Here is a 14,411-nt window from a genome sequence, read left to right on the forward strand (position 1 = left end):
GGGGTCGGACCGGGCGGCCCGACCCCGCAGGCGATCAGTGCGGCTTACCAGCCTTCGATGCCGAGCTGCTGGGCCTGCTTCTTGACATCCTCGTCGTACTGGGCGGCGCCGTCTGCGGCCGAGGTGATCCCGGATCCCACGGCGACGGTGATCTGCTCGAGGGCCGGGCCCTTGATGGGCGAGAGGAACTCGAGGGCGAGGTTGGTCTTGCCATCGTCGAAGTACTGCTGCAGGTCGGAGACCATGGCCGGCACGTCGTCGGGCAGGTCGCAGCCCTCGATCACGAACGGACCCTGCGGGGCGTTCGCCTCGGACTGGATGTCGCAGGCCTCGGGCGTGGCGAGGAACTCGAGGAACTTCTTGGAGGCCTCGAGCTTGTCGCCCTCGGTCGACTTCGGGATGTAGACGGTGTTGGTCGGCATCCACACGGTGAGGCCGTTGGTCGAGGCATCCGGACCCGGCAGCGGGAAGGTGCCGACCACGTCGGCCGCCTCGGGGTTCGTGGTCATGAGCTGCCCGGCGGCGAACGTGAGGATCGGGTACTGCGCACCCTCGCCGGTGGCGACCATCGTCACGCCGTCGGCGTAGGTCGCCGACGCGAAGTCCTCGTTGAAGAGGCCCTTGTCGAACGCCTCCTGCAGGTGCTCGAACCCGGCGAGTGCCGGCTCGTCGACGTACTTGGCCTTGTTGTTCGTGTACTCCTCGGCCCAGTCGGGGTTCTCGGCCAGCACGTTGTTGAAGTCGCCGAGCACGAAGAGCTGCGACGTCCACGTGTCGCCGTAGGTCTGCACGATCGGAGCGGCGACGCCCGCCTGCTTGATCGCCTCGCTGTTCGCGATGAACTCGTCCCAGGTCGTCGGGACCTCGAGGCCGAGCTGCTCGTAGATGTCCTTGTTGTAGATCACGGCGCCCGCCATCGACTGCCCCATCGGGACGCCGTAGAGGCCGTTCTCGGTCGAGACGCTCTGCACGAACCGGTCGTCGAACTTGCCGACGTAGTCCTCGTCGGCCAGGTTCACGAGCGTGTCGTCGGGGCTCAGCGCCTGCATGAGCGAGCCGGAGTTGTACTGGAACAGGTCGTCCATCTCGCCGGTGGCGAGGCGCGTCTTCACGACGTTGTCACCGTCGGCGCCCTGCGGGCGCGTCTCCACCTCGATGCTGATGTCGGGGTTCTCCTCCACGAACGCATCGACGAGGGCCTGCGCGGTGGCGACCGTCGCTTCGCCGTTGTCGACCAGGAAGGTCAGGGAGGTCGCGCCTCCCTCACTGGAACCGGAACCGCCTGCGGTGCAGCCGGCGAGTGCGAGCGACAGGGCGAGACCGCCTGCGCCGATGGCGACGAGGGAACGTCGCTGGGTACGGGGGACCATCTTCTTTACCTCCATGTAAAGCAACTGCGCTGTTGAGTGCTCCGAATGGTCTCGGTGCTGTGGCGTGGCCCACGTTACGAGCGTCGGAGAAAGTTTGTCAACCGATCTACACAAATTCCTTGAAACGATTTACGATCGATCCCATGCCACGACGTAGATCGGTCTATCCCGCTCGACGGCGCGGTGTATCGTGACAGCCAGCCGAACATCCGACCATCGAAGGCGAAAGGGGGAGACCGTGGCACAGGCGAGAGCAGCGACCATCGAGGACGTGGCCCGCGAGGCCGGCGTCTCGCGCGCGGCGGTCTCGAAGGTGATCCGCAACGCCTACGGCGTGAGCCCGGCCATGCGCGAGCGCGTCACGGCCGCGATCGACGCCCTGGACTACCGCCCTCGGGTCGCCGCACGGGCGATGCGCGGATCGAGCTTCACCCTCGGCATCGAGATGCCGCACATCGGCAACCCGTTCTTCACGAAGATCGTGACGGGCGCCACCGCCGCGCTGGCGGGCACCGACTACCAGCTCATCATCGCGCCCGCCGACGTCGACGGCGAGGAGGGCGTGCGCGCCATCGGCGCCCTCGCCGACCGCCAGGTCGACGGCATCGTCGCGATCTCCCCGCTCGTCTCCGCCGAGTGGCTCGAACGGCTCGCCGCTCGCGTGCCAGTGGTCATGCTCGGTCGCCATGACAACGCGCTGGCCTACGACACGGTGACCGGCGACGACGTCGAGGGCACCCGTCTCGTGATGGAGCACCTGTTCGAGCTCGGGCATCGTCGCATCGTGCACCTCACGCGCAGCGAGGAGGTCACGCGCCCGGGGTCGGGCAACCCGCACGCGCTCCGCCTCGAGCGGTACCTGGCGCACATGCGCGAGGCCGGCTACGCCGACGACATCCGCGTCGTGCGGACGGGCCTCGACGAGGAGTCGGCGCGGCTCGACACGCTCGCGCTGCTCGACGAGGACGTACCGACCGCGATCTTCGTCGGCAACGACGAACTCGCGTTCGGTGCGCTCCGCGCACTGGCCGAACACGGGCTCTCATCCGACGTCTCCGTCGTCGGCTACGACGACGTCGACATCGCCAGCTACCCGGCCATCTCGCTCACCAGCGTCAACCAGGCCGGCGAGGCGATGGGCGAGCGGGCGATCCGCCTGCTGCTCGAGCGCATCCAGGGCCGCACCGACCCGATCCACTTCTCCGTCGAGCCGTCGCTCAAGGTGCGCGACTCGACCCGGCCCGCAGCGGTGGAACCGACCGCCTGACCGAAACCGACCCCTCGTACCGCCGGCGCGACCACGATCCGCTCGCGCCGGGCACCACCCATGGAAGGACACGGATGTCCACGCACCTCCCCGCCCCCACGATCGCCGACCCCGGCGCGCGAGTCGTCGCGCTGCGGTCCCAGTACCCCGACGGCCTGCTCGGGGTGCCGCGCACCGGCCTGCGGCTGAGCTGGCGCGCCGACGCGGCATCCGCCCAGCTCGGCTACCAGGTCCGCTGGGACGGCGCGCACTCGGGTGAGTCCGAGCCGGTCGCATCGGATGCCGCGATCGGCGTCGTCGCCCCGGGCCCCGAGCTCGAGCCCGGCGAGGAGCGCCGCTACGCGGTGCGCATCGCGACCGAGGCCGGCTGGTCGGACTGGAGCGACGACCTCGTGGTCGACGCCTCCATCGACGCCGCCGCGCTCGAGGCCCGGCCCATCGGCGGCTCGCAGCCGACGGAAGGGCCGGTCATGCTGCTGCGCACCGGGGTCGCACTCCCGGCCGAGCCGGTTCGGGCGCGACTGCGCGCCACGTTCTGGGGCGTCGGCGAACTGCGCGTCAACGGCGTGCGGGCGACCGACGAGCACCTCTCCCCCGGGTGGACCGCCTACCAGCACCGCGTGGTGCTCGGCACCTGGGACGTGACCGACCTGCTGCACGCGGGCGACAACGCCCTCGGCGTGCAGCTCGCCGACGGCTGGTATCGCGGCCGGCTCGGCTGGGAGGACGGAACCGAGCAGTACGGCACCGAGCTCGCGGCGCTCGTACAGCTCGACGTCGAGTGCGCCGACGGCTCGCACGTGCGCGTCGGCACGACGCCCGAGTGGACGACCTCGGTGGGCGGCATCCGCTCGGCGAGCCTCTACGACGGCGTGGAGATCGATCTCCGCGACGAGCCCGCCGGCTGGGACGCGCCCGGATTCGACGACTCGGGCTGGGCGTCGGCCCGCGAGATCGGCGTCGACGCCTCGGTCGTCGAGCCGCGCCTCACGACCGGCGTCCGCACGGTCGCGGAGTGGGACGTCGCGGTGCAGCCACGCGAGGGGCACGCCTTCCTCGACCTCGGGCAGAACATCGCCGGGTGGCTCCGCCTCGTCGTGCGGGGCCGGGCCGGCGACCGCGTCGAAGTGCGTCACGCCGAGGTACTCGAGCCCGACGGCTCGATCCACACGAAGTCGCTGCGCACCGCACGCGCCGCCGACGGGTACGTGCTCGCCCACGACGGCGAGACGACGCTCGAGCCGACGTTCACCTTCCACGGATTCCAGTACGCCGAGGTCACCGGCGCCGAGGTCGTGTCGGCCACGGCCGTCGCCGTCTCGAGCGCCGACCGGGTGCGCTCGACGTTCGAGAGCGCGGACCCCCGTCTCGACCGGCTGCACTCGAACGTCGCCTGGTCGCAGCGCGACAACTTCGTGTCGCTCCCGACCGACTGCCCGCAGCGCGATGAGCGCCTCGGATGGACCGGCGACGCGCAGGCCTTCGCGCCGACCGCGTCGACGCTGTTCGACGTCGAGGCCTTCTGGATGTCGTGGCTGCGCGACCTCGAGCTCGACCAGGACGCCGATGGCGCCGTCGCCGCCGTCGTCCCGAACATCCTCGAGGACGGCGCGATCGCCGGCGGCGAGTGGATCACCATGGGCCGTGCCGGCTGGGCGGATGCCGCGACGATCGTGCCGTGGTCGGTCTACGAGTCGTACGGCAGCGACGAGGTGCTCGTGCGCCAGCTCGACAGCATGCGCCGCTGGGTCGCGAGCCTCGAGCGCCGCGCCGGCGCCGGCGACGGCGTGCTACCGACCGAGTTCCAGTTCGGCGACTGGCTCGATCCGGACGCTCCGGGCGACAAGCCCTGGGCGGCGAAGGTCTCGTCGGACTACGTGGCGAACGCCTTCTTCGCGCGCAGCGCGCACCTCCTCGCCGAGGCCGAGCGCCTCGTCGGGGATCCCGCTCGCGCGGAGGCCGCGGACCGGCTCGCCGATCGCGTCGCGCGCGACACGTGGGAGCGCTGGGGCGCGAAGGCCGTCGAGACGCAGACGGGCGCCGCGATCGCCCTGGAATTCGACCTCGCGCCCGAGGCGGAGCGCGAGCGCATCGCGGAGGGCCTCGCGCGCAACGTGCGCGAGGAGCGCGGCCGCATCGCCACGGGCTTCCTCGGCACGCCGCTGGTGCTCTTCGCGCTCGTGCACGCCGGGCACGTCGACGAGGCGTTCCTCATGCTCCTGCGCCTCGAGCCGCCGTCGTGGCTCTACCAGGTGGAGATGGGCGCGACGACGGTGTGGGAGCGCTGGGACGCCCTCGCGCCGGACGGCACGATCCACTCGGGCGAGATGGCCACCGACGACAGCTCGGGCATGCTCTCGTTCAACCACTACGCGTACGGCGCGGTCGTCGACTGGGTCTACCGCTACGTCGGCGGGCTCGCCCCGACGCTCGAGCGCCCGGGATACCGTCGCATCGTCGTCGCCCCGCGCCCGTCGACGGCGATCCCGTGGGCACGTGCGTCGGTGGAGACGCGGCTCGGCGCGGCATCCGTCGACTGGCGCCTCGTCGACGCCGACCTCGAGCTCGACCTCGTCGTGCCGTTCGGCGCCGAGGCGGTGCTCGACCTGCCCGTCACCGAGGGGTCGACCGTCGAGGTCGACGGCGTGCCGCACGGCGGCGCACCCCTCGGCCCCGGCTCGCACCGGGTCGTCGCCACGGCCGTGCGCGTCGCCGACCCGGCCGCACTCGTCACGCCGGCGCACTGACGCCGTGGCCCGGGGCCGACGCCGACGCGGCGGCCCCGGGTCGTGCGGGACTCCCCTGCACGCTGCGGGCCGGGTTACGATGGAAAACGCATTCCCCACTTGCGTCCCATTCCTCGAACGCCTACGCTTGAAACGATTCACAACGAATCGTCACCGACCGACCGGTACGACCACGAGACGGAGAGCTCGACGATGAGCACTGCACCCCGACCGAGCGAACGAGTCTGCTTCCAACTGCAGGTCGACGCCGCACGGCTCGGCGAGTACCGCGAGCGTCACGCCGCCGTCTGGCCCGACATGCTCCGCGCCATCGAGGCGTCGGGCCGGCGCAACTACTCCCTCTTCCTCCGCGAGGACGGCCTGCTCATCGGCTACTACGAGACCGACGACGACGCGGCATCCCAGGCCGCACTCGAGGCCGACCCGCGCACCGCGGCCTGGGAGGCCGAGATGGCGCCGTTCTTCGTCGCCCTCGACGGCCGCCCCGACCAGGGCGCCCCACGACTTCCCGAGGTCTTCCACCTCGAGGACCAGCTCGCCGCGCTCGACGCCGATGCCGACGCCGAGCGCTGAGCTCCCACCGACCACCAGCACAGAAAGCAGCGACCAGTGAGCACCCTTCCCGCCGCCATCCTGTCCGAACTCGAGCTCCAGTCGATCGAGCTCCCCTCGTGGGCGTTCGGCAACTCGGGCACCCGCTTCAAGGTCTTCGCGACCCCGGGCACCCCGCGCGATCCGTACGAGAAGATCGCGGATGCCGCGCAGGTGCACAAGTACACCGCGCTCGCGCCGACCGTGGCGCTGCACATCCCGTGGGACAAGGTCGACTCGTACGACGACCTGCGCACGCACGCGGACGACCTCGGCGTCTCGCTCGGCACCATCAACTCGAACACGTTCCAGGACGACGACTACAAGTTCGGCGCCCTCACGCACGAGGACCCCGCGGTGCGCCGCAAGGCCATCGACCACCACTTCGAGTGCATCGACATCATGCACGCGACCGGCAGCCGCGACCTGAAGATCTGGCTCGCCGAGGGCTCGAACTACCCCGGCCAGGCCGACCTGCGCGGCCGGCAGGACCGCCTGCACGAGTCGCTGCAGGAGATCTACGCGCGCCTCGGCGACGACCAGCGCCTCGTGCTCGAGTACAAGTTCTTCGAGCCGGCGTTCTACCACACCGACGTCCCCGACTGGGGCACGAGCTACGCCCAGGTCGCCGCGCTCGGCGACAAGGCGATGGTCTGCCTCGACACCGGCCACCACGCACCGGGCACGAACATCGAGTTCATCGTCATGCAGCTGCTGCGCCTCGGCAAGCTCGGCTCGTTCGACTTCAACTCGCGGTTCTACGCCGACGACGACCTCATCGTGGGCGCGGCCGACCCGTTCCAGCTGTTCCGCATCATCTTCGAGGTGATCCGCGGCGGCGGCTTCAACCACCCCGATGTCGCGTTCATGCTCGACCAGTGCCACAACGTCGAGGACAAGATCCCCGGCCAGATCCGCTCGGTGCTGAACGTGCAGGAGATGACCGCGCGTGCGCTGCTCGTCGACACCGAGGCGCTGCGCGCGGCGCAGGTGTCGGGCGACGTGCTCGAGGCGAACCGCATCTTCATGGACGCGTTCTACACCGACGTGCGCCCGGCGCTCGCCGAGTGGCGCGAGTCGCGCGGCCTGCCCGCCGACCCCATGCGGGCGTTCGCGGCATCCGGCTACCTGCAGCAGATCGCGGCCGACCGCGTCGGCGGCGTGCAGGCCGGTTGGGGCGCCTGACCCCCGCAACGCCTCGAGAAGTCGCAGATGCAGGGTCGCACCGTGCATCCGTGACGTTTCGTTGATTCGAGACCGACGATGAGTGAGAGGAGCGCCGGATGACGCAGCAGACGCCGTACGGCGCGGCCGACGGCCTCGTGCGGGTGTACCCGGCGGATGCCGCGGCGCTCCGTCCGACGCCGGGGCTCGTCTGGGCGCATGGCGGCGGCTTCGTCGCGGGCGACCTCGACATGCCCGAGGCGGACTGGGTCGCGCGCGCCCTCGCCGCCCGCGGGATCACGGTCGTCTCGATCGACTACCGCCTGGTCGGCGACGGCTCCGGGCGCTACCCGGCCGGCTCCGACGACGTGCTCGCGGCCTGGGCCTGGACGCTCGACCACGCCGACGAGCTCGGGCTCGACCCGGAGCGCGTCGCGATCGGCGGCGCGAGCGCGGGCGCCAACCTCGTGACGGGCGCGGTGCTGCGACTGCTCGGCTCCACTCGAGGGTCGAGGAGGCGCGAAGCGCCGTCTCGAGACCCGGAGGCACGGGATACGGGTATCGAGACGCCGACTCCGTCGGCTCCTCGACCCGCGCATGGGACGCTCCCCGCCGGCGTCGTCCTCGCCTACCCCACCCTGCACGCCGTGCAGCCCGCACCCGATGCCGCGCTGCGCGCCCTCCTCGACGCGAACCCGACCGCCGACCGCTTCTTCCCAGCGGCCGTCCGCGCGATGTACGAGGCCTACCTCGGCGCACCCGTCGACGACGCACCGATCACCGCCGTGCCCGGCCGCGCGGCGGCATCCGACCTCGCCGGCTTCCCGCCGGTGCTCATGATCAACGACGAGGCCGACGAGCTCCGCGTCTCGGGCGAGGCGTTCGCCGCGACCCTCGTGGAAGCCGGCGTCCCCGTCGACCTCGTCGTCGAGCCCGGCACCGAGCACGGCCACCTGAACCGACCCGACGAGCCCGCGGCATCCGCCTCGATCGAGCGCGTGGTGCGCTGGATCGCGTGGCTCGAGACCCACCACCGGACCACCCTCCGACTCACCGAAGGAATCACCCCATGACGAACCAGGCAGCTGCGGACCTCATCGCGCGGTCGAACCGCCTCGGCGCCGACCCGAAGAACACGAACTACGCCGGCGGCAACACGTCGGCGAAGGGCACCGAGACCGACCCGGTCACGGGCGAGCCCGTCGAACTGCTCTGGGTGAAGGGCTCGGGCGGCGACCTCGGCACCCTGCAGGAGTCGGGTCTCGCGGTGCTCCGCCTCGACCGGCTCCGCGACCTCGTCGAGGTCTACCCGGGCGTCGAGCGCGAGGACGAGATGGTCGCCGCGTTCGACTACACGCTGCACGGCAAGGGCGGCGCGGCGCCGTCGATCGATACGGCCATGCACGGCCTCGTCGACGCGGCGCATGTCGACCACCTGCACCCCGACTCGGGCATCGCGATCGCGACCGCGGCCGACGGCGAGGAGCTGACCGGCAGGATCTTCGGCGACAAGGTGGTGTGGGTGCCGTGGCGCCGCCCGGGCTTCCAGCTGGGCCTCGACATCGCCGAGATCAAGGCGAAGAACCCGCAGGCGGTCGGCTGCATCCTGGGCGGCCACGGCATCACCGCGTGGGGCGACACGTCCGAGGAGTCGGAGCGGAACTCGCTCTGGATCATCGACACCGCCGCCGCGTACCTCGCCGAGCACGGCACGGCCGATCCGTTCGGCGCGGTCGTGCCCGGCTACGAGCCGCTCTCCGAGGCCGAGCGCCGCGCGAAGGCCGCCGCGCTCGCCCCGACGATCCGCGGACTCGCGTCGTACGACCGCCCGCAGGTGGGCCACTTCACCGACGCCGACGTGGTGCTCGAGTTCCTCTCCCGCGAGAAGCTCGCCCCGCTCGCCGCACTCGGCACGAGCTGCCCCGACCACTTCCTGCGCACCAAGGTCAAGCCGCTCGTGCTCGACCTCCCCGCCGACGCGTCGATCGAGGACTCGATCGCACGCCTGAAGGAGCTGCACGAGCAGTACCGCGCCGACTACCAGGCGTACTACGACGCGTACGCGACGCCCGAGTCCCCCGCGATCCGCGGCGCCGACCCGGCGATCGTGCTCGTGCCGGGCGTGGGCATGTTCTCGTTCGGCGCGAACAAGCAGACCGCGCGCGTCGCGGGCGAGTTCTACGTGAACGCCATCAACGTCATGCGCGGCGCGGAGTCGCTCTCGACGTACGCGCCGATCTCCGACGAGGAGAAGTTCCGCATCGAGTACTGGGCGCTCGAGGAGGCCAAGCTCCAGCGCATGCCGAAGCCCAAGACGCACGCGACCCGCGTCGCGCTCGTCACCGGCGCGGCATCCGGCATCGGCAAGGCCATCGCGACCCGACTCACGGCCGAGGGCGCCTGCGTCGTCATCGCCGACCTCGACCTCGAGAAGGCGCAGGCGGCCGCGGCCGAGCTCGGCAACAGCGACATCGCGATCGGCGTGCAGGCGAACGTGACGGATGCCGCCGCGATCCAGCGCGCGATCGACGACGCGGTGCTCGCCTTCGGCGGCCTCGACCTCGTCGTGAACAACGCGGGCCTGTCGCTGTCGAAGCCGCTGCTCGAGACCACCGAGGCGGACTGGGACCTGCAGCACGACGTCATGGCGAAGGGCTCGTTCCTCGTGTCGAAGGCCGCGGCGAAGGTGCTCATCGACCAGGGCCTCGGCGGCGACATCATCTACATCTCGTCCAAGAACTCGGTGTTCGCCGGCCCGAACAACATCGCCTACTCGGCGACGAAGGCCGACCAGGCCCACCAAGTGCGCCTCCTCGCGGTGGAGCTCGGCGAGTACGGCATCAAGGTCAACGGCATCAACCCCGACGGCGTCGTGCGCGGCTCGGGCATCTTCGCCTCCGGCTGGGGCGCGAACCGCGCCAAGACGTACGGCATCGAGGAGGAGGACCTGGGCAAGTTCTACGCCCAGCGCACGATCCTCAAGCGCGAGGTGCTCCCCGAGCACGTCGCGAATGCGGTGTTCGTGCTCACCGGTCCCGAGCTGAGCCACACCACCGGCCTGCACATCCCGGTCGACGCGGGCGTGGCCGCGGCATTCCTCCGATGACCGGCGGGTCGGTCGCCGCGGTCGACCTCGGCGCGACGAGCGGACGCGTCATCGTCGGCCACGTCGACGCCGCGGCGGGCCGGCTGGAGCTCGACCAGGTCGCCCGGTTCCCGAACGGGCCCGTGCGGCTCGCGTCGGGCCTGCACTGGGACCTCACCGGCCTCTACCGCGACCTCACGCGCGGACTCGCGGACGCGTTCCGCCGCGAACCCGGCGTCGCGTCGATCGGCGTGGACTCCTGGGCCGTCGACTACGGCCTGCTCCGCGGCGACCGGCTGATCGGCGAGCCGTTCCACTACCGCGACGAGCGCAACGAGCGCGCGGTGGAGCGGGTCCACGCGGTCGTGCCGTTCGAGGAGCTCTATCGTCGCAACGGCCTGCAGTTCCTCCCGTTCAACACCGTCTACCAGCTCGCGGCCGAGCAGTCGGGCGGCCTGCTCGACCTCGCCGACTCGATGCTCCTCATTCCCGACCTCATCGGCTTCCAGCTCACGGGCACTCGGGTCGCCGAGCTGACGAACGCGTCGACGACCGGCCTCGTCGGGGTGGAGACGGGCGAGTGGGACTACGCGCTCCTGGAGCTGCTCGGGCTCGAGGCATCCGTGCTGCCCCGCCTCGTCTCGCCGGGTGCGTCGCTCGGCGCCCTTCGCCCCGACGTCGCGGCCGACCTGGGCGCGCCCGCGGGCGTCGAGGTGGTCGCGGTCGGCTCGCACGACACCGCGTCGGCGGTCGTCGCCGTGCCGATGCGCGCCGAGTCCGCCGCCTACATCTCGTGCGGCACCTGGGGTCTCGTCGGCGTCGAGCTCGAGCAGCCGGTGACCACGGATGCCGCGCGCGAAGCCAACTTCACGAACGAGGGCGGCGTCGACGGACGCGTCCGCTTCCTGCACAACGTGATGGGGCTCTGGCTGCTGTCGGAGTCCGTGCGCTGGTGGGAGCGCGACGGATCGTCGATCGACCTGCCCGAGCTGCTCGCGCAGGCGGCCGCGGTGACGACCGACGTCACGGTGTTCGACGCGAACGATCCGAGGTTCCTCGCGCCGGGCGACCTGCCCGGGCGCATCGCCGAGTGGTGCGCCGAGCGCGGCGTGCCCGCGCCGCAGAGCCGCGCCGAGTTCGCCCGCTCGATCATCGAGAGCCTCGCCGAGGCGTTCGCCGGCGCGGTCCGCACCGCGTCGATCCTCTCGGGCGTCGACGTCGAGACGATCCACGTGGTCGGCGGCGGCGCGCTCAACGAGCTGCTCTGCCGGCGCACGGCCGACCGCTCGGGGCTCCCCGTGCTGGCCGGCCCGGTCGAGGCGACCGCCATCGGCAACGTGCTCGTGCAGGCTCGCGCGGCCGGCTTCGCCGGAGCCGACCTCGAGTCGCTCCGGGCGCTCGTCGCGGCGTCGTTCCAGCCCGTCCGCTACGAGCCGTCGGCTCGCTGAGGTCGTGCATCGGGGTGCGGGGTCTCGAGACGGCCGCTGCGCGGCCTCCTCGACCCGCGCAAGCGGATCAGTGCCCGTGCGCGAGCTGCTGCAGCAGGATCACGCCGGCACCGAGCGCGAGCAGGATGCCGAGCGAGACGAGCTGCTTCCACCAGGCGACGCGCGTGCGGCGCACGGCGAACCAGCCGATGAGGCCGAGCGTCACGAGGTAGACGATGGATGCCGCGCGCAGCGCACCCTCGAGCTGGAACACCCCGAGCACGGCGAGCACGAGCAGGATCAGCGGCACGCCCGCGGACGCGATCGCCGTTCCCGAGACCCGCGCCATGCGGCCGAGCTCGCCGCCGTCGGGGAACGCCTGATGCACGGCGAGGTGCGCGATGACCTCGGCCACGAAGCCCGCCGCGGAGATCGCGACGATGCCGACCAGCAGGGTGAGCGTCGCGCGCGTGGCCGTGAGGTGCTCGACGTTGTTGATCTGCACGAGCACGATCGCGAGCCCCGTGAAGGTCGCGTAGACGCGCTCCTTGAGCGCCTCGGCCCGCTCCTCGACCGGCCGGTCGGGGTGGTCCGGCGGGAGGCCCGGCCCGCGCCCGCGCCGCGCTCGCCCGTGGTCGCGTCGGTCGTCGGCTGCAGCGGCCTCGTCCATGGCGGCCACGGTAGCAGTCGCACGACGCCGCCTCTCCGCGCGCATCGACGTCGCTCTGGAAGGATGGCCGGATGAGCGAATCCCGCCTCCTCGTGACCGTGCCCGGCGAGACCCTGCGACGGGCGATCGGCACCCCGCCCGAGGGCGCCGACATCGAGCTCTGGGACATGGACTCCCCCGCTCCCGCCGACCACATCGACCTGGTCGTGCCGCCGTACATGGGCGCGGCCGACCGGCTCGGCGCGCTCGAGGGCGTGTCCACCCGGCTCGTGCAGTCCCAGTCGATCGGGTACGACGACGTTCCCGCTGCGCTGCCGGCCGGCCAGGTGTTCGCGAACGCGGCATCCGTGCACGAGACCTCGACGGCCGAGCTGACGCTCGCCCTCGTGCTGGCGGCGCAGCGCGGCATCCCCGACTTCGTGCGCGCCGCCGAGGAGGGGCGCTGGGCGCCCGCGCGGCACGAGAGCCTCGCCGACCGGCGCGTGCTGCTGCTGGGCTACGGCGGCGTCGGGCGCGCGATCGAGGCGCGGCTCGAGCCCTTCGAGGTCGACCTCGTGCGCGTCGCCACCCGTTCCCGCGACGACGAGCTCGGACGCATCCACGGCATCGACGAGCTGCCCGCGCTGCTGCCCGAGGCCGACATCGTGATCGTCGGCGTGCCGCTCACCGACGCGACGACGGGGCTAGTCGACGACGCGTTCCTCGCCGCACTGCCCGACGGCGCGCTCGTGGTGAACATCGCGCGGGGCAAGGTGGCCGACACCGATGCGATCCTCGACCACGCCACGCGCGGACGCCTGCGCTTCGCGCTCGACGTCACCGATCCCGAGCCGCTGCCGCAGGGGCACCCGCTGTTCGCGCTGCCGAACGTGCTCATCTCCCCCCACGTGGGCGGCGCCTCGACCGCGATGATGCCGCGCATGGCCCGGCTCGTGCGCACCCAGATCGAGCGGATGCTGCGCGGCGACGAGCCCCTCAACGTCGTGCTGCGCACCTGACCCGGCCACCGACCCCTGCAACTCCCCGAGAGGACTCCCCCCATGCCGCAGTTCGACACCGCCTTCGACTGGGTCCGCCGCAACGTGGACGACGGGCCGCTGCCGTCGGCGGTGCTCGGCGTCGCGACGGCGGAGGGGGTCGTGGCGCTCGAGGCGTTCGGCGCGACCGGGGGCCACGCGGCATCCGTCGACGACCACTACCCGCTGTTCTCGATCACGAAGCCGATCCTCGGACTGGCGGCGCTGCACCTCGTCGAACAGGGACGGCTCACGCCCGAGACGCCGCTGACGCGCGCCGTGCCCGAGTTCGGCACGTGGCGCGACGACGTCGTGCGCCTGCGGCACCTCGTGAGCCACACGTCGGGCATCAGCGAGCCGCCGCTCGATGTGCCCGACGGCCTCCGCCCGTCGCTGCTCGTGCCGTCGCGCGACTTCCCGGCGGGCGCCGCCTCGCGGTACTCGTCGATCGCGTTCGAGGGCATCGCCGCGCTCATCGAGGACGCGTCGGGCGCGCCTTGGGAGCGGGCCGTCGCGAAGGTCGGCGAGCGCGCGGATGCCCCGGGCCTCACGTTCGACGCCGACTCGACGCCGCACCTGCCCGTCGACGTCGTCGAGCAGGGCCTCGACTGGGCGCAGTTCACGTCGCTGCGGCATCCGGGCGCCGGACTGTTCGCTCGGGCCGCCGACCTGCTCGCGATCGGCAGCGCGCTGCTGCGCAACGACGGGTCGCTCGTGGCGCCCGTGACCTTCGAGGCGATGCGCCGCCCGCTCACCGCCGGCCTGCCGAAGCTCGAGCCGTACGTCGAGTCGCGCGGCCAGGACTGGGGCTTCACGTGGAACCTCCGGCACTCGGCGCCGGGCCTGCTCGCGCGCGACACGTTCGGCCACGGCGGCTGGGCCGGCACCGAGTTCTGGATCACGCCGTCGCTCGATGTCTGCTTCGTGCTGCTCACGAACATCGGCGGAGGCTTCGGCCGCTTCGGTGTCGACGGCGACGAGCTCCACAACGCGGTCGCCGCCGCGGCCTGAGCCGCGCCGCACCCCTGCCACCGCCGCCCCGCCTCGATCGCGACCTGTCCGGGATCCCGGAAC

At 71.9% G+C, this 14,411-nt stretch carries 11 protein-coding genes; 9 read left to right on the top strand and 2 right to left on the bottom strand.

What is annotated here, in order from left to right:
- Positions 1–44 precede the first annotated feature (44 nt).
- Complete coding sequence (locus tag ACWGO8_RS06740) at positions 45–1,370, bottom strand: ABC transporter substrate-binding protein (protein ID WP_452042320.1); 1,326 nt, start codon at positions 1,368–1,370, stop codon at positions 45–47.
- A 238-nt stretch (positions 1,371–1,608) separates the two neighbouring features.
- Between ACWGO8_RS06740 and ACWGO8_RS06745 the strand changes: the two genes are divergently transcribed.
- From ACWGO8_RS06745 to ACWGO8_RS06775, 7 genes are all read left to right on the top strand, one after another.
- Positions 1,609–2,637, top strand: a complete 1,029-nt coding sequence (locus tag ACWGO8_RS06745; protein ID WP_452042321.1) for a LacI family DNA-binding transcriptional regulator — start codon at positions 1,609–1,611, stop codon at positions 2,635–2,637.
- Positions 2,638–2,711: 74 nt separating this feature from the next.
- Positions 2,712–5,384 (top strand): family 78 glycoside hydrolase catalytic domain, encoded by a 2,673-nt coding sequence (locus ACWGO8_RS06750; protein WP_452042322.1) that lies wholly within the window; start codon positions 2,712–2,714, stop codon positions 5,382–5,384.
- A gap of 192 nt (positions 5,385–5,576) precedes the next feature.
- The gene (locus tag ACWGO8_RS06755) at positions 5,577–5,957 is read left to right on the top strand and encodes an L-rhamnose mutarotase (protein WP_452042323.1); all 381 of its coding nucleotides are present in this window, start codon (positions 5,577–5,579) and stop codon (positions 5,955–5,957) included.
- Positions 5,958–5,993: 36 nt separating this feature from the next.
- Positions 5,994–7,160, top strand: coding sequence for an L-rhamnose isomerase (gene rhaI, locus ACWGO8_RS06760; RefSeq protein WP_376952699.1), 1,167 nt, complete (start codon positions 5,994–5,996; stop codon positions 7,158–7,160).
- Between the two features lie 98 nt (positions 7,161–7,258).
- Positions 7,259–8,212, top strand: coding sequence for an alpha/beta hydrolase (locus ACWGO8_RS06765; protein WP_452042324.1), 954 nt, complete (start codon positions 7,259–7,261; stop codon positions 8,210–8,212).
- Positions 8,209–10,245: a bifunctional aldolase/short-chain dehydrogenase gene (locus ACWGO8_RS06770; RefSeq protein WP_452042325.1), complete on the top strand. Its 2,037-nt coding sequence runs from the start codon at positions 8,209–8,211 to the stop codon at positions 10,243–10,245. The genes ACWGO8_RS06765 and ACWGO8_RS06770 overlap by 4 nt, the downstream gene beginning before the upstream one ends.
- Entirely contained in the window at positions 10,242–11,672 is a 1,431-nt protein-coding gene (locus ACWGO8_RS06775; protein ID WP_452042326.1) for a rhamnulokinase, read from the top strand. The genes ACWGO8_RS06770 and ACWGO8_RS06775 overlap by 4 nt, the downstream gene beginning before the upstream one ends.
- Positions 11,673–11,739: 67 nt before the next feature.
- On the opposite strand, the gene ACWGO8_RS06780 is transcribed toward ACWGO8_RS06775, so the two are convergent.
- A complete protein-coding gene (locus ACWGO8_RS06780) occupies positions 11,740–12,321 on the bottom strand; it encodes a hypothetical protein (RefSeq protein WP_452042327.1) in 582 nt (193 codons plus the stop codon).
- Between the two features lie 71 nt (positions 12,322–12,392).
- Between ACWGO8_RS06780 and ACWGO8_RS06785 the strand changes: the two genes are divergently transcribed.
- Both ACWGO8_RS06785 and ACWGO8_RS06790 read left to right on the top strand, forming a co-directional pair.
- Positions 12,393–13,319: a 2-hydroxyacid dehydrogenase gene (locus tag ACWGO8_RS06785; protein ID WP_452042328.1), complete on the top strand. Its 927-nt coding sequence runs from the start codon at positions 12,393–12,395 to the stop codon at positions 13,317–13,319.
- A gap of 42 nt (positions 13,320–13,361) precedes the next feature.
- Complete coding sequence (locus ACWGO8_RS06790) at positions 13,362–14,348, top strand: serine hydrolase domain-containing protein (RefSeq protein WP_452042329.1); 987 nt, start codon at positions 13,362–13,364, stop codon at positions 14,346–14,348.
- Positions 14,349–14,411: the final 63 nt, after the last annotated feature.

The sequence above is a fragment of the Agromyces sp. NPDC055661 genome, assembly GCF_053618135.1.

Bases quoted from the DNA above. Each gene is read 5' to 3' on its own strand.
- ACWGO8_RS06740 (WP_452042320.1), bottom strand. From the start codon at position 1,370: ATGGTCCCCCGTACCCAGCGACGTTCCCTCGTCGCCATCGGCGCAGGC.
- ACWGO8_RS06775 (WP_452042326.1), top strand. From the start codon at position 10,242: ATGACCGGCGGGTCGGTCGCCGCGGTCGACCTCGGCGCGACGAGCGGA.
- ACWGO8_RS06790 (WP_452042329.1), top strand. From the start codon at position 13,362: ATGCCGCAGTTCGACACCGCCTTCGACTGGGTCCGCCGCAACGTGGAC.
- ACWGO8_RS06755 (WP_452042323.1), top strand. From the start codon at position 5,577: ATGAGCACTGCACCCCGACCGAGCGAACGAGTCTGCTTCCAACTGCAG.
- ACWGO8_RS06780 (WP_452042327.1), bottom strand. From the start codon at position 12,321: ATGGACGAGGCCGCTGCAGCCGACGACCGACGCGACCACGGGCGAGCG.
- ACWGO8_RS06785 (WP_452042328.1), top strand. From the start codon at position 12,393: ATGAGCGAATCCCGCCTCCTCGTGACCGTGCCCGGCGAGACCCTGCGA.
- ACWGO8_RS06765 (WP_452042324.1), top strand. From the start codon at position 7,259: ATGACGCAGCAGACGCCGTACGGCGCGGCCGACGGCCTCGTGCGGGTG.
- ACWGO8_RS06750 (WP_452042322.1), top strand. From the start codon at position 2,712: ATGTCCACGCACCTCCCCGCCCCCACGATCGCCGACCCCGGCGCGCGA.
- ACWGO8_RS06770 (WP_452042325.1), top strand. From the start codon at position 8,209: ATGACGAACCAGGCAGCTGCGGACCTCATCGCGCGGTCGAACCGCCTC.